The organism is Streptomyces sp. HUAS TT7 (assembly GCF_051550175.1).
Lineage (GTDB): Bacteria > Actinomycetota > Actinomycetes > Streptomycetales > Streptomycetaceae > Streptomyces.
Window position 1 is genome coordinate 5795199 of the sequence record NZ_CP196175.1, and the last position, 16718, is coordinate 5811916.

Here is a 16718-nt window from a genome sequence, read left to right on the forward strand (position 1 = left end):
GATTTCGGACCCGGCTCCAAGCACCCTCAAAAGCTGTCACCCAGCCCCGACTTACGGCAGTGCCGGGCTCCTGAACCCGGCATGTGAGTGTCCTGGGGACGGGTATGAAAGTTTCATGTGCATCCCGTGACCGCGGCACTGGGGCGGAATCGGCCGACCCGGCAGAGTTCTGGACGTCGGCCCGACCAGGAGTCGAGAGCCGACGGCTAGGGGGTCAGGTCCCCCGAGTCTTCGTCAGCTGTCTGCCAGGGGGAAAACCATGAATGCGAACATCAGCCTCGGCGTCTCCGGTAGTGACGATCTTGTGATCGAGGAGTTCGGGCGCCACGCGTCCTTCGGCCAGGCTCCGTTCCTGTGCTCGGGCTCCGGCGTTGCCCAGATTCCGGCCTCCGCCGCCGCCGAGACCGCACGGCGCTCCGCCTGATGGCGGCCGTCCAGACCGCCGCCCCGCTCCTGGGGTTCAAGCCGCACCTGCGGGTCGAGCAGGTGCCCGGTGAAGCGGTGTACCTGATCTCCGACCAGCGCGTGACCGCACTGCACGGCGAGCAGATCGCCCGGCTCGCCCCCTTCCTCGACGGCACCCGCCCCCTGGAGCGCATCGCCCAGGACACCGCGGACGCGCTCCCCTCCGGGCAGGCCGCCCGGCTGGTGTCGCGGCTGACCGGCGCCGGGCTGCTGTGCGGCCGCGAGCGCCAGGTGACCGCGCAGGAGGCCGCCGAGCAGGCGTACTGGGAAGCGGCGGGACTGGACGGAACCCGGGCGGCGAACGCCCTGGCCCACGGCGCGGTAGGCGTCGCCTCGGTCGGCAGCACGGACGCGGACGAACTGTCCGCGAGCCTCACGGCCGCAGGACTCACCACCACCGAGGATCTCGCGGAACTCACGGTCGTCCTCTGTGACGACTACCTGGATCCCGAACTTGCTGTGATTGACGCGGAGTTCCGCGCCGCCGGGCGACGCTGGCTGCCGGTGAAGACCGAGGGCACCGAGATGTGGATCGGCCCCTTCTTCGGCGACCCCGACGGGCCCTGCTGGTCCTGCCTGGCCGAACGCCTGTGGCGGACCCGGCCGGTGGAGGCCCACGTCCAGCGCATGCTGGGCCGCTCGGGCCCGGTGCCCCGGCCCTCCTGCACGCTGCCCGCCGCCCGGCTCGCCGCCCTTCAGCTGGCCGGCCTCGAAGCCGCCAAGTGGCTTGCCGGATACCGCGATGAGAGCCAGCAGGCGCTGCGTACGCTCGACGGGCTCACCCTGGCCGGTGAACTCCACCCCGTCGTACGCCGCCCGCAGTGCCCGAGCTGCGGCGAGCCCGCGATGACCACCGCACAGGTGCAGGCTCCGGTCGTGCTGCGTTCGCGGATCAAGCGGGACACCAACGGAAACGGCCACCGCAGCCTCACCCCACAGCAACTCCTCGACCGATACGGCCACTTGGTCGACCCGGTCACCGGCCTGGTGCGTGGCATTGACCGCAACGAGTGCGGCCCCGCTTTCTTCAACTCCTTCTCCGCGGGCCTCAACCCGGCTGCGGGCACCCAGGGCCTTGGCGCGATACGGGGTGGACTGCGCGCTTCCTGCGGAGGCAAGGGTGCCACCGAGATCCAGGCCAGGGTCAGCGCTCTCGCCGAGGCTCTCGAACGCCACTCCGGCCACTTCGAGGGGGGCGAGGCAACGATCCGTGGCAGCTATCGCGAACTGATCGAGGACGCTGTCCATCCCAACGCCGTCCAGCTCTATGACGAGCGGCAGTACATCGGCCGCGCCGACTGGAACGAGATCCACGCACCCTTCCAGCACGTCGCCGACCCCTTCGACGAAGAGGAATCGACGGACTGGACGCCGCTGTGGTCGGTGACCGAGCAGCGGCACAAGCTGCTCCCGACCGCGCTGCTCTACTACGGCGTACCCCAGCCGCCCGGCGCCTTCTCCTGCCTGGCCACCTCGAACGGCACCGCAGCCGGGGGAACGGTGGAGGACGCCGTGCTCCAGGGCTTCCTCGAACTCGTCGAGCGCGACGCGCTGGCCCTGTGGTGGTACAACCGCACCCAGCACCCAGCGGTGGATGTCGATGCGTTCGACGATCCATGGATCACTGAACTCAAGCGCGTACACGCCTCGTTGGACCGTGAAGTGTGGGTGCTCGACCTGACCGCGGACCTCGGCATTCCGGTCATGGCCGCACTGTCGAGGATTGCCGGCGCCGAACCCGGGCAGCGGCAGGACATCATGTTCGGCTTCGGTGCCCACTTCGACCCCGCGATCGCGCTGCGCCGCGCCCTGACCGAGCTGAACCAGATGATGCCGCACGTGGTGGCACCCGACGGCAGCGTCTCCCGGGCGGCCGCCGAGGACCCCGACGTACGCGAATGGCTGCGTACGGCGACGGTGGAAGATCACCCGTATCTCCTCCCCGCGGACTGCGCCCCGACGGGTCCGGACACGCACCCCTACACTCCGAACGACGACCTGTACGAGGACATCGAAGCGGTCGTAGGGCTGCTGCGCGGCAAGGGGATGGAACTCCTCGTACTCGACCAGACGCGGCCCGACGTCGGCCTGCCGGTGGTCAAGGTTGTAGTGCCCGGACTCAGACCGCACTGGGCCCGCTACGCCCCCGGACGCCTCTTCGACGTCCCGGTGCAGCTCGGCAGACTGGCCGCGCCGACCGCGTACGAGGACCTCAACCCGGTCCCGCTCTTCCTCTGAACCCGCTGAACCCGAACGTCACACGCGAACCACACCCTGCCGGTGGAAGGACCCCCTCTCATGCGTATCGACCGCCTCGCGGCCCGTGAACTCGGTGAGTTCTGGTCGCTGCGCGAGGACGTCACGGTGCTGTTCGGCCAGAGCACCGTGCTGCGCACGCCGTGGGGGGAGCTGCACCTGGAACGCCCCGGGCCGCTGCTGTGCGAGGCGCTGCGCCGGATGCAGCTGGGCCCGGTGTCGCTCGCCAACGTGGTGCCCGGCTTTCCCGGCTACGACGTGCCCGAGGACGAGTGGAACGAGGACTCGCGCGAACTGCTCGACGCCCTGGCCCCGCTCCAGCACGTGATCGTGCGCCACCTCGCGATCGGCGCCTCGCCGCTGCTGAGCGTGGTTCCGCTCTCACCGCGTGCGTCGTTCCGGCCGCCGCCGGTCGCCCCCGGAGGCGAACTCCGCGTGCCGAAGGAAGCGGTCCTGCGCAGGCCGGGACGCGATCCCGTGCTCTCGTACGAGGGCTGCGACCACCGCATCGAGCTGCACGGACCCGACGCTCCACGACTGCTGCTCCATCTGCAGGGAGGGAGGGGCGATTTTCGGTCACCGCTCGATGTTCCGCTGCCGCAGACCGTCGTCCTGGCCGCCCGCGCCTACGCGGTCGCCGCCGGGATGCTCTCCGCGGTGGATCTCAAAGGTGCCGCCGGGCTGTGAGAACCGGTCGAGCACTACAGATTCGGCCTCCGGATTACCTATGATCCGGACCGGAGAGGTGCTTCTGACCGGGCGCCACGAACCATGGGGGACAGTTGAAAGAAGAAGTAGTCGACCGTACGGAAGGAATATCCGCGGACGTCGGCAGCGTGGTGCTTCCACCGCGTAAGGCAATAGCCGTGACCGCGGCCGCACTCCTCGGTTTTTTCGTGATCGACGCCGTTTTCATCTGGAACGAGAATCCGCCATGGTGGGAGGGGCTGGTCGCGCTCTTCTGCTTCGTGGCGATCATGGGTCTGCAACTCGTCCACTCTTTTCCGCAGCTCCTGCCGGGCCTGCACCGCTACCGGTACGCGACCTGGAGCCTCCAGGCGGTCCTGGCCTACGCACCCATCGCCCTGTTCGGCTCCGCGTGGAGCGGGATGACGGAGTTCCTCACTGCCTCCTCGGTCCTGGTCTTCCCGGCGGTGATCGGCTGGCCGCTCTACGGCGCCGGAGTGCTCACGTGTTGGGCCCTGTACAGCGGACGCGATACCAGCACCGTTCTCTACAACGTCCTCGAAGGCGCGTTGATCCCGCTGACCATCATCGGGCTCTCCCGCATGTCCGACATGATCGTCAAGCTGCACCGGTCCCGTGCTGAGCTCTCCCGTCTCGCGGTCGCCGGCGAACGACTGCGCTTCGCCCGCGACTTGCACGACGTCCTCGGATACAGCCTCTCGGCGGTCTCCCTCAAGTGTGAGCTCGCCTACCGGTTGTTTGCTGACGCGCCCGCCAAGGCGCAGGAGGAGCTCGGCGACGTGCTGCGCACTTCGCGCAAGGCGCTCGCCGATGTGCGTTCGGTCAGCCGCGGCTATCGCGAGATGTCGCTGTCCGGTGAGGCGCATGCGGCGGTGTCGATGCTCTCGGCGGCAGGCATTCGTACCTCGCTCACCTTCGACGGGGGAGAGCTGCCGGGCGCGGTGGACACGGTGCTCGCCACTGTCTTGCGCGAGGGTCTGACCAACATGCTGCGGCACAGCAAGGCCGAGCAGTGCGAGATCCGGGCGGAACGCCGGGATGGCACGGCTGTGCTGAGCCTGGCCAACGACGGCATTGGCCGCTCACGGCTCCCGAAGGGCGGCGCGGATGGCGGCCTGACCGCACTCGACTCCCGGGTCCAGGAGCTCGGCGGCACCCTGGCCCATGGCTCGGACGGGCAGGGTTGGTACCGCCTGGAAGCCGTTGTGCCCCTGCCCGCCCGCGCGGAACAGGAGTCCGGTGCGGGGCGGCCCGTTGCGCCCGAGGCGAGCGATGCTGATCAGCCGATGCTCCCTGGCCGGGGTCTCGGCCACCCGGACATGGTCCCGCGCGCGGCCGCCGCGATGACGTTCACGGTCCTGGTGGGCTACTTCCTGGCGTACTCGGTGATCGCCATGTCCTACCGGCCGCCGCTCGGCAAGGCCGTTGCGATCGAGCTCTGCATGTTCGCCACCCTCGTGCTCCAGCTGGCGATCTCCTTCCAGTGGCGATTCGCCTGGTCTGCGCGCCAAGCGCGACTGTTGCGCCATGGCGCCCTCGCCGGACTGCTGTTGCTCCAGTGCGTGCCCTGGAGCTTCTTCGGCCCGAGTTGGCTGGGGCTGCCGGGGTTCGTTGCGGGCGCCGTCCTTCTGACGCTGCCGACCGCCGTCGCCTGGCCGCTGATCGTCGCCATAACAGCGGCCACCGAAGTCGCGCTGTACCAGGCGGGCAACGCGCCCTGGGACATCATTTACGAGGGCTTCTACACAGTGATGTGCGCCCTTGTGGTCTTCGGCCTCTCCCGCATGGCCCAGCTGGCCTCCGAACTCCACTGGTCCCGTACGGAGATCGCCCGCCTGGCGGTGACGACGGAGCGGCTCCGCTTCGCCCGTGACCTGCACGACCTCCTCGGCTTCAGCCTTTCCGCGATCACGCTGAAATGTGAGCTGGTGCGACGCCTCGCGCAGACCAAGCCGGTGCAGGCACAGGCGGAGTTGACCGAGGTGCTGCAGATCGCCCGTCAGGCGCTCGCCGACGTTCGTACGGTGGCCGAGGGGCGGCAGCGCATGAGTCTGACCGCCGAGGCGGAGAGTGCTACCGCGATGCTGGCCGGGGTGGGGATCCGGGCGACCGTCGACACGGACTGCGGTGAGCTGCCGGGCGAGGTGGAGACGGTGCTCGCGACCATGCTGCGCGAGGGTCTGACCAACATGCTGCGGCACAGCAAGGCCGCCCACTGTGAGATCACGGCGGAGCGCACGGCAGCCGGTGTGCGGCTCACGCTCGTCAACGACGGGGTGGACGGGTGTGCCGCCCCGGGCCTTGACTCGAAGGTCAACGGCGGTAGCGGGATCGGCAATCTGACCACGCGGGTCAACGCGGTGAACGGCCGCCTGGAGGCGGGGGCCCGGCCGGACGGCCGGTTCGAGCTGAAGGCCGAAGTCGAACTCCTCGCGGCCGCCGCCTGACGCGTCAAGGCGTCAAGCCTGCCGGAAGGCGTTCACACGCCTCACCACGACGCGGTCTACGCGCGATGCACCACCCACAACCGAAGAAGAGCAAGCTCATGGGGGAGACTTGAGGACCGATGCGGTCGGCCGCGCGGCCGGGGAACCGGCGGGTGACGACGTCACTGTGCTGCCGCGACGTACGGCGATCGCCATCACCGCGGGGGTGCTGATCGGCTTCTTCGTGATCGACGGCGCTTTCCTGTGGGTCCAGCATCCGCCGTTCTGGGAGCGCATCGGCGCCGTATTCGGCTTCGGTGCGATCCTGGTTCTGCAACTCAGCCATTCCTTCCCGGAGTTCCTTCCGGGGCTCCGTCGGTATCGGTACGCGACGTGGGTGCTCCAGGCGCTTCTCACCTACATCCCGATGACGCTGGTCGGGAATGCCTGGGGCGGTATGCAGGCGTTCCTCTCGGCGTCAGCCGTGCTGGTGTTCCCGGCACTGCTCGGCCGGCCCCTCTTCGGCGCCGTGACCGTTGCCACCTTCCTGGGCATCGTGAACAACGGGGACGACGCGGTCACCATTCTCTACAGCACCTTTGATGCCATTCTGATCGCCCTGATCGTGGTCGGTCTTTCGCGGATGTCGGACCTGATCGTGAAGCTGCACCGGTCCCGTGCTGAGCTGTCGCGGCTCGCGGTGGCAGGGGAGCGGTTGCGGTTCGCACGCGACTTGCACGACGTTCTCGGCTTCAGCCTGTCGGCGATCACGTTGAAGTGCGAGCTGGCGTACCGGCTGTTCGCGGATTCGCCGGCGAAGGCTCAGGAGGAGCTGGCGCACATTCTGCGTACCTCGCGCAAGGCGCTCGCCGATGTGCGTTCGGTCAGCCGGGGCTATCGCGAGATGTCGCTGCGGGGCGAGGCGGACGCCGCGGTGTCGATGCTGGAGGCCGCTGGAATCCGGACCACTCTGCGCTTCGACGTGGGGGTGCTGCCCGGACCGGTGGACACCGTTCTTGCGACCGTGCTGCGCGAGGGCCTGACGAACATGCTGCGGCACAGCAAGGCCGAGCAGTGCGAGATCACCGCCGAGCGGCGTGACGGCGCCTTGCTGCTGACGCTCGCCAACGACGGCGTGGGGCGCTCGGGGCGGCAGGCGAAAAGCGGCATGGACGGCGGGCTCACCGCCCTCGACGAACGGATCCGCGCGCTCGGCGGCACCCTCAGCCACGGCCCGGCCGAGGACGGTTGCTTTCGGCTCACCGCCTCCGTGCCGGAGCGCGAGTGCCCCGATGCGGGCGCGGCGGCCGCGCCGCCCCCGAGCCGGGCCGACCACGACCATCCGTCGGACACGGCTGCTCGGTCGCGCGGGTTCGGCCACGCTGCCGTGGCGCCCCGGGTGGCCGGCAGGATCGCCGTGGCCGTCCTGATCGGCTACTTGCTCGCCAACTCCGTGATCGTGCAGTCCTTCCGGCTGCCGACCGGCAAGGCGGTCGGTGCGGAACTCTGCATGCTGGCCCTGCTCGGGCTGCAACTCGTGGTGAGCTTCCACCGGCGGTTCGCCGAGGTGAACCGGAGTACCCGCGCACTCCGGTACGGGACGCTGGGTGTGATGGCGCTGATCCAGTTCGTGCCGTACCTGTTCCTTGGCGACTCCTGGCTCGGGCTGCCCGGCTTCGTGGCAGGCTCGGCCCTGCTGCTTCTCCCCGCTCCGGCCGCCTGGCCCGCCGTCGCCCTGATGACCGCGGTCACCACCGAGGCCTGGTACGCGGCGGGCAACGTGCTGCTGGAAGTGATCTACGAGGCGGCGTACACGCCAATCTGCGCCTTGGTCGTCTTCGGCCTCTCCCGTATGGCGCAGCTGGCTTCCGAACTGCACCGTTCCCGTACGGAGATCGCCCGCCTGGCCGTGACGACAGAACGCCTCCGCTTCGCACGCGACCTGCACGACCTCCTCGGCTTCAGCCTGTCGGCGATCACCCTCAAATGCGAGCTGGTGCGTCGGCTTGCGCAGAGTCGGCCGGTGCAGGCGCAGGCGGAGTTGACCGAGGTGTTGCAGATCGCCCGTCAGGCGCTCGCCGACGTTCGTACGGTGGCTGAGGGGCGGCAGCGTATGAGTCTGACCGCGGAGGCGGAGAGTGCTACTGCGATGCTGGCCGGCGTCGGGATCCGGGCGACCGTCGACACCGACTGCGGTGAGCTGCCCGGGGATGTCGACACCGTGCTGGCCACCATGCTGCGCGAGGGGCTGACCAACATGCTGCGGCACAGCAAGGCCGCCCACTGTGAGATCACGGCGGAGCGTACGGCTGCCGGGGTGCGGCTCACTCTCGTCAACGACGGGGTGGACGGCGGCACTCCGCCCGGCCTCGGTTCCGAGGTCAACGGCGGTAGCGGGATAGGGAATTTGACCACGCGGGTCAACGCGGTGAACGGCCGGTTGGAAGCCGGGGCGCGTCCCGACGGCTGGTTCGAGCTGAAGGCGGAGGTCGAACTCCTCGCCTCGGTCTGAAGACGGAGCAGCACGCACCACACCACCACACCACCAACAGACGCATCGCACGGCACGCACCACCAACAGCCAAAGAAGCAAGCTCACGGGGGGACACTTGAGGACCGATGCAGTCGGCAGAACGGGCTGGGACAGGGCGAGCCGGGACCCGGCGGACGGGGACCCGGCGGGGCGCGGGGCCGGGCGGGCGCTGCCTCGGCGTACCGCGATCGCCATCACCGCCGGCGTGCTGCTCGGCTTCTTCGTGATCGACGGCAGTCACGTCTGGGCCGAACACCCCACGGTGCGGCACGCCGTGGCCGCCGTGCTCGGGTTCGCCGCGATCATGGGGCTCCAACTGGTCCATTCCTTCCCGGGGTTCATCCTTCGGCTCGGCCGCTACCGGTATGCGACGTGGGTGCTCCAGGGCCTGCTCGCCTATCTGCCGATCCTTGCGTTCGGGGCCGCGTGGGGCGGGATGACGGAGTTCTTCGCGGCCTCGGCGGTGCTGGTCTTCCCGGCGGCCCTCGGCTGGCCGCTGTTCGCCTGTGCGGTCGCCGGGGAGCTCGCGCTGTTCGACCACTTCGGCTTCGACGCCGGGGACTTCGTGTACGGGGGCATCGAGGCGGTGCTGATTCCGCTGGTCGTCATCGGGCTCTCGCGGATGTCCGACATGATCGACCGGCTGCACGCCTCGCGCGAGGAACTGTCGCGGCTCGCGGTCGCGGGGGAGCGGTTACGGTTCGCCCGCGACCTGCACGAGGTGCTCGGGCTCAGCCTCTCCGCGATCTCCCTCAAGTGCGAACTCGCCTACCGGCTGCTCGCGGACGCGTCACAGGAGGCCGCCAGGGCGTACGAGGAGGTCGGTGAGGTGCTGCGCACCTCGCGCAAGGCGCTCGCCGATGTGCGTTCGGTCAGTCGCGGCTACCGCCAGATGTCCCTGTCGGACGAGGCGAACGCGGCGCTCCCGTTGCTCTCGGCGGCCGGCATCGACACCACCGTGCGCCACCGCTGCGGCGACCTGCCCGCCCCCGTGGACACCGTGCTGGCCGCCGCGCTCGGCGAGGGCCTGACGAACATGCTGCGGCACAGCAAGGCCGAGCGCTGCGTGATCAGCACCGAGTGCGGAGGCGGCGTCGCCGTCCTGGTGCTCGGCAACGACGGCGTCGGCCGCGGCCGTACGGCCGGGCCGGAGCCGGGCGGCGGCCTCGCCGCGCTCGACTCCCGGCTCAAGGAACTCGGCGGCAGCCTCACCCATGGCGCCGACGGCCGCGGCTGGTTCCGGCTGCGCGCGGTCGTCCCGCTGAGGCAGGACGCCGAGGCGCCGAGGGCGCGGCGGCGTACCCCGGCCGTCGGTGACCGGAGCAGGGCGGCCCGGCCGGGCCGCACCGACATGATGCCCCGGGCCGCGGGAGCGATCACCCTCGCTGTGCTTGTCGGCTACTTCCTGTCGTACTCGGCCGAGGGCTGGTCGTACGCGCCGTACGCGCGCGGGCTGCCCACCGTCGAACTCTGTCTGCTCGGCTGCCTCGCGCTCCAGCTCGCCGAGTCCTTCCACCGGCGTTTCGCCTGGGGGCCGCGCTGGAGGGGACAGGTGCGGTACGGGGCGCTGGCGGCGCAGGCGCTGCTCCAGTTCGTGCCGTTCCTGGTGTTCGGCAAGGCCTGGGCCGGCATCCCCGGCTTCCTCGCCGGATCGGCGCTGCTCGCCCTGCCCACGCTCGCCGCCTGGCCGGTTCTGGTCCTGGTCACCGTGGCGAGCGATGCCGCGCAGTACGCGGTGGGCGTCTCGACGCAGGACGTGATCTACGAGACCGCGTACACGCCGATCTGTGCCGTGGTCGTGTTCGGGCTGACCAGGATGGCCCAGCTCGCCACCGAACTGCACCGCTCCCGCGCCGAGATCGCCCGCCTGGCGGTGACGACCGAGCGGCTGCGGTTCGCCCGTGACCTGCACGATCTGCTCGGGTTCAGCCTCTCGGCGATCACCCTCAAGTGCGAGCTGGTACGCCGCCTCGCGCAGGCCAAGCCGGTGCAGGCGCGGCACGAGCTGACCGAGGTGCTCGGCATCGTCCATGACGCGCTCGCCGATGTCCGTACCGTGGCGGGCGGAAGCCGGCGGATGTGTCTGAGTGCCGAGGCCGAGCACGCCATGGCCATGCTCGCCGGGGCCGGCATCCACGCCACCGTCCGGCTCGACTGCGGTGAACTCCCCGGCGACGTGGAGACCGTACTCGCCACCCTCGTACGCGAGGGCCTGACCAACATGCTGCGGCACAGCAAGCCGGAGTGCTGCGAGATCACCGTCGAGCGGACGGCCGGCGCGGTGCGGCTGACCCTCGTCAACGACGGGGCGGACCAGAGTGGAGATCCCTCGCTCGCCGCGCGGCTCGGCGGCGGCAGCGGGATCGGGAACCTGACGACGCGCGTCGAGGCGGTGAACGGCCGGCTCACGGCGGGGCCGCGGCCCGACGGCCGGTTCGAGCTCAGGGCCGAGGTCGAACTCCTCGCAGCCTGAGACCAGGGGCGGCAGGAACGTTTCGGCCGGGGCTGATGCGGCAGCTCCGGCCCGGTACTCAGACCGAGTGCAGCCAGCCCGCCTCGCGGGCGATACGGATGGCATCGACCCGGTTGCGCGCGTTGAGCTTGCTGACGGCCGAGGTCAGATAGTTGCGCACGGTGCCGGACGACAGATGGAGCCGGGACGCGATCTGGCCGGCTTCCATGCCCTCCGAGGCGAGCTGCAGCACTTCCTGCTCGCGGTCGGTGAGAGGGGAGGGGCCGGAGTCGAGCGTGGCGAGTGCCAGTTGCGGATCGATGACGCGCTCGCCCGCCGCCACCTGGCGGATCGCGGCGCAGAGGCTGTCGGGGTCGGAGTCCTTGGGAAGGAAGCCGGAGACATGGGCGGCGAGCGCCCGTCTGAGGTTCCCGGGTCTGCCCAGGCTGGTCAGGATGAGCGTGCGGCACTCCGGTACCGAGGTGTGCAGCCTGGCGGCGGCGGTGATTCCGTCGGTGCCGGGCAGGTCGATGTCGAGGACGGCGACATCCGGCCGCATGGCCATCGCGGTCGGCACGATGTCCGTACCGGACGACAACTCGGCGACCACTTCCAGGTCGGACTCCAGTTCAATGAGTGACACCAATGCCTTGCGCAGCATATGCATGTCTTCGGCAATCAGAACTCGCACCATGGTGCCCCCCGTTGTGCTGGATCATGGGTCGGTTGTTAGCGATTATGCAGTAGGCGGCGGCCAAGACCCGGGGCTGAGACTAATCCGGCACATGCCGTTTCCGGACCGGTACGAGCGGTTCCGCACCCGCACCTTTCAGCCAGAACCCGACCACGGCTCAAGTGGCCGCTCCCATCCTCCCTCCACCCAGCCGCCGTCCGGCGGCCAGGGGAAGGGAGAGGTGACGTGAACATGAACGGACATCCCAGCTCGGAAGGTGTTCTCTGACATGGCCCGCCGGAAGAACCCGGATGTTCCGGACGGACCGGACGGCTCCGCCCGCCGCCGTCCCAAGGGCTCATGGCGCCGCCTCGTCGGCCGCTTCCTGCGACCCGTGGGCGAAGCCCTCATGGTGCACGGCGGCGTCGACATGTATCTGACCGCCGCCGACGGGAACAGGGCCCGGCTGCGCTCGCTCGACAGCGGGTTCCGCCTGATGCTGCGCACCGACGACGACGGCCCGCCGCCGGGCCACCCCGAGCGGCTGCGCCCCGACGTCCCGCTCACCCGCCAGGAACTCCTGCTCCTGCAGGACCTGCTGAACGAGGTGCCCGGACGCAGAGGATGAGCGGCCCGGCCGCCCCAGCACAGTTGATCTTCAAGTACCCGTCTAGGGCCGAGGCACAGAGTAGGAGGACCAACCATCCGTCCGAGCACCAGGGAGCAGAGGATGACCCCAGCGAAGAGCTTCACGCAGGCACTGGCGGCGCGGTTCGCCGACCGGGCCGCACGGACCGCTCTGCTCTGCCTGGACGGTGAGGGCAACGCCCATCACCGCACCTACCGGGAGCTGGACGTACGGGCCAGGTCCGTCGCGGCCGCGCTGCTGCGCCGCCGCGCGGCCGGCGCGCCCGTCCTGATCTCGATGGACGGCGGCCCGCACACCGTCGCCGCCCTCGTCGGCTGCCTGTACGCGGGCGCCGTCGCCGTGCCCGTGCCGCCGCCGGACAGCTCGCGGGCCGCCGCCGAACGTACCGCCGCGATCGCCGCCGAGACCGACGCCGCCGTCATGCTCACCGAGTCCGCGCACGCCCCCGAACTCTCCCGGCGCCTCGCGGAGGCCGGGCGCTCGGCCGTGGTGTGCCTGGCCGTCGACTGCCTCCCCGACGACGGCGCCGACTGGCAGCCGCCCGCGCTGACCGGCGCCGACACCGCACTCCTGCAATACACCTCCGGGTCCACCGCCGCCCCGCGCGGCGTCCAGGTCACCCACGCCAACCTGCTCGCCACCATGGAGAGCCTGCGCACCGCGCTCGGCACCGACGAGGACGCCCGCATCGGCGGCTGGCTCCCGCTCCACCACGACCTCGGCCTGATCGGCCAGCTCCTTCACCCGCTCTGGCTCGGCGCCACCGCCGTCCTGATGCCGCAGCGCCTGTTCGCCGCCGACCCGCTGAGCTGGCTGCGCGAGGTCGCCCGGCACCGCGTCACCGTCACCGCCGCCCCCGACTCCGCATACGCCCGCTGCCTCGCCGAAGCCGGCGACGACGACCTCGCGGGCCTGGACCTGAGCGCCCTCGTCACCGCCGTCAACGCCTCCGAGCCGGTCTCCGCCGTCACCCTCAGCGCCTTCGCCCACCGCTTCGCCGCCGCGGGCCTGCGCCCCGGCGCGCTCGCCGCCGGGTACGGGCTCGCCGAGGCCACCCTCCTGGTCAGCCTCGCCGACGGGCTGCCGCCCGCCCCGGCCACCGTGTCCGCCGAAGGCCTGGAGCGCGGCGAGCTGAGACCGCCGGTGCCGGGCCACCCGGTGCGCACCCTGGCCGGCTGCGGACCCGCGCGCGGCGTCACCGTACGCATCGTCGACCCGGACAGCTCGGCCGTCCTTCCCGAGGGGGCCGTCGGCGAGATCTGGGTGCGCGGCGAGGCCGTCGCCGACGGCTACTGGCGCCGCCCCCTGGAGACCGCCGCCGCCTTCGGCCACGCCACCTCCTCGGGCGAGTACGGCTTCCTGCGCACCGGCGACCTCGGCGCGCTGCGCGACGGCGAGCTCTACCTCACCGGCCGCATCAAGGACGCCCTCCTCGTCGACGGCCGCACCCTGCACCCGCAGGAGGCCGAGCGCCAACTCGCCCAGTCCGGCGCTCCGTTCGGCTCCGCCGTGGTGCTCTCCGCGCCCGCCGAACGCGAGGAGATCGTCGCCATCCAGGAGATCCGCGGCGCCGGCTGGAGCCGCGGCCAGCTCGCCGACCTCGCCGAACGCGTCCGCGGCTGCCTGCACGAGGAGTTCGGCGCCTCGCTCGGCGGCGTCGTCCTGGTCCGCCCCGGCACCGTCCGCCGCACCACCAGCGGCAAGGTCCGCCGCTCGCTGATGCGCGAGCTCTATCTGCGCGGCGAACTGCGCCCGCTGTACGCGTCGGCGCCGCCGTACGCCGCCGAAGGAGGCTGAGTCCATGCCCATCGCCGCCGTCCGGGCCGCCGCAGAGCCGGACGTACGCCGCCGCGCCGAGCGGCTCGAATTCCGCTTCGGCGACCCCTGCGACCCGGCCAACCCGCTGGGCTTCCGCGCCCTGCTCGCCGCCGACGGCGACAGCCGACTCCTGGGCGCGGCCGAGGAGTTGCTCGACGAGGAGGGCTTCGGCGCCGAGCTGGTGCCGGTCGCCCTCGGCGGCCGGCTGCGCGACGCAGACCAGCTGATGCGGATGCTGCGCCCGGTCTTCCGCCGCGATGTCGCACTCGCCTTCGGCTACGGCATCACCTCGCTGTTCGCGGCCGCCCCGGTGTTCGCCGCCGGGTCCGACCGGCAGCGCGAGAGCGTGGCCCGGCTCCTTGTGTCGGGCGGCCGCGCGGCCATCGTGCACCGCTCGCTCGCCCACGGCACCGCCATGCTGCGCGGCGAACTCACCGCCATGGAGTACTCCGGCGGTTTCGTCCTGGACGGCCGCAAGGACGTCGTCATCAACGCCGAACGCGCCGGCGCCGTCGTCGCCTACGTCCGCACCGACCCGGCGCCGGGCCCCGCATCACACTCGGTGTTCCTGCTCGACCCGGCTCAACTCCCCCCGGAAGGCGTCCAGTTGCTCAAGCGTCGGCCCACCACGGGCATGCGCGGCTGCCGCTTCGCCGGGTACGAGTTCGACGAGTGCGAGGTGCCGGGCGACGCACTGGTCGGCGAACTCGGCGCGGGCGTACGCCTGTCCCTGCGTACGTTCCAGCTCAACCGCACCCTCATCACCGGCGCCGTCATCGCCTCCGTCGACACGGTGCTGCGCGCCGCGGTGCGGGCAGCGCTCGCCGAGGGAACCCTGGGAAGGCGCCAACGCGGCGTCCTGGCAGGGGTGTTCGCGGATCTGCTCGCGGGCGACGCCATGGCCACCGCCGTGCTGCGCGCCCTGTCCCTGCTGCCGGGAGCGGCCCACCTGGCCGCCGCCGAACTCAAGTACCTCGTACCGGATCTGCTCAGGGACGACCTGGAGGAGCTCGCCACCGTGCTCGGGGCCGGCGGCTACAGCCGCGACACCGACCAGGGCATGCTCACCAAGCTTCTGCGCGACCTGCCCGCCGCAGGTCTCGGCCACGCCGGGACCGCCTCCTGCCAGGCCGTGGTCATCCCCCAACTGCCCATCCTGGCACGGCACTTCTGGGGCCAGGAGGCCGAGCCGCCCGCCGCCCTGTTCCGCGGCACCGAACCCGTACCGCACCTCGACATCGGCGGCCTCGAAGTCGCGGGCGGCGGCGACTTCCTGGCCGCATCGCTGACCGCGTCCGCCGCCCGCCTCACCGCATCGGCGGCCACGGAACCGTACGGCGAGGTGCTCGCTGCGATGGCCGCCGCCTTTCATGCCGACCTGCTCGCCGTGCGCGAGGCCTGCCTCCGGATCGAACCCGGCGACCGGGCCGCGCTCGCGAGCCCCGCGACCGCGGCCCTGGCCGACCGGCACTCCGTGCTTGTCGCGGCCGGTGCGGCGCTCGCCGTGTGGGAGCGCCACCGGCACACCGCCGGATTCCTCGCCGACCCCGCCTGGCTGGTGCTCGCCCTGCACCGCTACGGCCGCAGGCTCGGCCTCACCCTTCCTCCGTTGCCGCCGGACTGCGTCGACCGGGTCGCGGAGGAGCTGCTGGCGCGCTTTCGGGCCGGCCGCAGTTTCGATCTTCACGACGCGCCTCTGGCGGAAGCAGGTACCCCATGAGCCCCCTCACAAGGACGGGCATCGCCGAACCCCTTCTGATGCCGGGACCCGACAGCCCATGGAGCCGGGTGCGGCAGTCCATGGCCTGGCACGGCCATGTCGTCGTCCACGCGAACTGGCGCGACTGGCTGCCCGCGGCCGTCGCCGACCCCCAGCTGCGCCCGCTGCTCGGCGCCCGCGACTGGCAGCGCCTCAACAACCTCCAGGACCCCGAGGCCCGCGACCGCTTCGCGGCCTCCCGGCTCCTGGTGAAGTACACCGCGGGCGCCGCCCTGCAGACCCCGCCCGAGACCGTCGAGCTCGCCTCCAAGGCGGGCGGGCGCCCCTATCTGCGCGGCTGCGACCAGATCGAGGTCAGCCTCAGCCACACCCGGGACCTCCTGGTGGTGGGCCTGAACCGGCGCGGCCGGGTCGGCGTCGACACCGAGCTCGCCGACCGCCGCATCCAGTACTCCGCCGTCCAGCGCCACCTGTGCACCCCCGCCGAGCGCCGCTGGCTCGGCGCCCTCGACGAGGCCGAGCAGCAGAGCCGCCTGGTGCGCACCTGGACGCTGAAGGAGGCGTACACCAAGGCGCTCGGCCAGGGCATGCGGATGGGCTTCACCCAGTTCGGCTTCGACGCGGAGGCCACCACCCTGCTCACCCCGCAGGGCGAGCCCGCCTCGCACGGCGAGTGGGCCTTCGCCACCTTCGAGCTCGACGGCGGCTATCTGGTCGGGGTGGCCTGCCACGACGCGGGGCTGCGCGACGAGGGCGACACCGCCGTCTCCACCATGCTCGACGAGGGCTTCCTCGGCGAGGTCGTCGACCTGGTCGGCCGCGTCCACCGCTGACCCCGGGCAGCACGAAGGCCCCGTTTCCTCCTGGGGAAGGAGGCAACGGGGCCTTCGGGTACTTCTGGCACTAGCACCGCGCCCGCGTGGCGAACGCGTCCGCGCGCGGCACTGGGGTGCCCTCGGGGAGCGGTAGAGGGGCCGCTTGGTCCCGTCGGGCGGGTCGATCAGATGAAGCGGGGTTT

11 protein-coding genes are annotated in these 16718 nt (G+C 71.2%); 10 read left to right on the top strand and 1 reads right to left on the bottom strand.

The genetic code is table 11. The features are described from left to right. The first annotated feature begins 259 nt into the window (after positions 1-259). The 6 genes from ACSHXC_RS26100 to ACSHXC_RS26125 all read left to right on the top strand — a co-directional run bounded on the left by ACSHXC_RS26100 (position 260) and on the right by ACSHXC_RS26125 (position 10861). Positions 260-424, top strand: a complete 165-nt coding sequence (locus ACSHXC_RS26100) for a hypothetical protein (RefSeq protein WP_438293906.1) — start codon at positions 260-262, stop codon at positions 422-424. Next, the gene (locus ACSHXC_RS26105; protein WP_438293907.1) at positions 424-2703 is read left to right on the top strand and encodes a TOMM precursor leader peptide-binding protein; all 2280 of its coding nucleotides are present in this window, start codon (positions 424-426) and stop codon (positions 2701-2703) included. Before ACSHXC_RS26100 ends, ACSHXC_RS26105 begins: the two co-directional genes overlap by 1 nt. Before the next feature lie 60 nt (positions 2704-2763). Next, on the top strand, positions 2764-3408 hold the full coding sequence (locus tag ACSHXC_RS26110; protein WP_438293908.1) for a hypothetical protein: 645 nt from the start codon (positions 2764-2766) through the stop codon (positions 3406-3408). A gap of 209 nt (positions 3409-3617) precedes the next feature. Further along, positions 3618-5876: a sensor histidine kinase gene (locus ACSHXC_RS26115; protein WP_438293909.1), complete on the top strand. Its 2259-nt coding sequence runs from the start codon at positions 3618-3620 to the stop codon at positions 5874-5876. A gap of 109 nt (positions 5877-5985) precedes the next feature. Continuing rightward, entirely contained in the window at positions 5986-8367 is a 2382-nt protein-coding gene (locus tag ACSHXC_RS26120) for a sensor histidine kinase (protein WP_438293910.1), read from the top strand. A gap of 97 nt (positions 8368-8464) precedes the next feature. Further along, complete coding sequence (locus ACSHXC_RS26125; RefSeq protein WP_438293911.1) at positions 8465-10861, top strand: sensor histidine kinase; 2397 nt, start codon at positions 8465-8467, stop codon at positions 10859-10861. Between the two features lie 58 nt (positions 10862-10919). Here the strand turns inward: ACSHXC_RS26125 and ACSHXC_RS26130 are convergent, their stop codons facing one another. Further along, complete coding sequence (locus tag ACSHXC_RS26130; RefSeq protein ID WP_438293912.1) at positions 10920-11534, bottom strand: response regulator transcription factor; 615 nt, start codon at positions 11532-11534, stop codon at positions 10920-10922. 268 nt (positions 11535-11802) lie between these two features. Between ACSHXC_RS26130 and ACSHXC_RS26135 the strand changes: the two genes are divergently transcribed. The 4 genes from ACSHXC_RS26135 (at position 11803) to ACSHXC_RS26150 (ending at position 16533) form a co-directional block, all read left to right on the top strand. Next, a complete protein-coding gene (locus tag ACSHXC_RS26135; protein ID WP_438293913.1) occupies positions 11803-12141 on the top strand; it encodes a DUF6059 family protein in 339 nt (112 codons plus the stop codon). A 102-nt stretch (positions 12142-12243) separates the two neighbouring features. Continuing rightward, entirely contained in the window at positions 12244-13959 is a 1716-nt protein-coding gene (locus tag ACSHXC_RS26140) for a fatty acyl-AMP ligase (protein WP_438293915.1), read from the top strand. Positions 13960-13963: 4 nt separating this feature from the next. Beyond that, a complete protein-coding gene (locus ACSHXC_RS26145; protein ID WP_438293916.1) occupies positions 13964-15700 on the top strand; it encodes an acyl-CoA dehydrogenase in 1737 nt (578 codons plus the stop codon). Further along, the gene (locus ACSHXC_RS26150; protein WP_438293917.1) at positions 15697-16533 is read left to right on the top strand and encodes a 4'-phosphopantetheinyl transferase family protein; all 837 of its coding nucleotides are present in this window, start codon (positions 15697-15699) and stop codon (positions 16531-16533) included. Before ACSHXC_RS26145 ends, ACSHXC_RS26150 begins: the two co-directional genes overlap by 4 nt. The last annotated feature ends 185 nt before the right edge of the window (positions 16534-16718 follow it).

Excerpts from the sequence above, each read along its gene's own strand:
- ACSHXC_RS26150 (WP_438293917.1), top strand. The coding sequence starts at position 15,697 with ATGAGCCCCCTCACAAGGACGGGCATCGCCGAACCCCTTCTGATGCCG.
- ACSHXC_RS26110 (WP_438293908.1), top strand. The coding sequence starts at position 2,764 with ATGCGTATCGACCGCCTCGCGGCCCGTGAACTCGGTGAGTTCTGGTCG.
- ACSHXC_RS26135 (WP_438293913.1), top strand. The coding sequence starts at position 11,803 with ATGGCCCGCCGGAAGAACCCGGATGTTCCGGACGGACCGGACGGCTCC.
- ACSHXC_RS26140 (WP_438293915.1), top strand. The coding sequence starts at position 12,244 with ATGACCCCAGCGAAGAGCTTCACGCAGGCACTGGCGGCGCGGTTCGCC.
- ACSHXC_RS26145 (WP_438293916.1), top strand. The coding sequence starts at position 13,964 with ATGCCCATCGCCGCCGTCCGGGCCGCCGCAGAGCCGGACGTACGCCGC.
- ACSHXC_RS26100 (WP_438293906.1), top strand. The coding sequence starts at position 260 with ATGAATGCGAACATCAGCCTCGGCGTCTCCGGTAGTGACGATCTTGTG.
- ACSHXC_RS26105 (WP_438293907.1), top strand. The coding sequence starts at position 424 with ATGGCGGCCGTCCAGACCGCCGCCCCGCTCCTGGGGTTCAAGCCGCAC.
- ACSHXC_RS26130 (WP_438293912.1), bottom strand. The coding sequence starts at position 11,534 with ATGGTGCGAGTTCTGATTGCCGAAGACATGCATATGCTGCGCAAGGCA.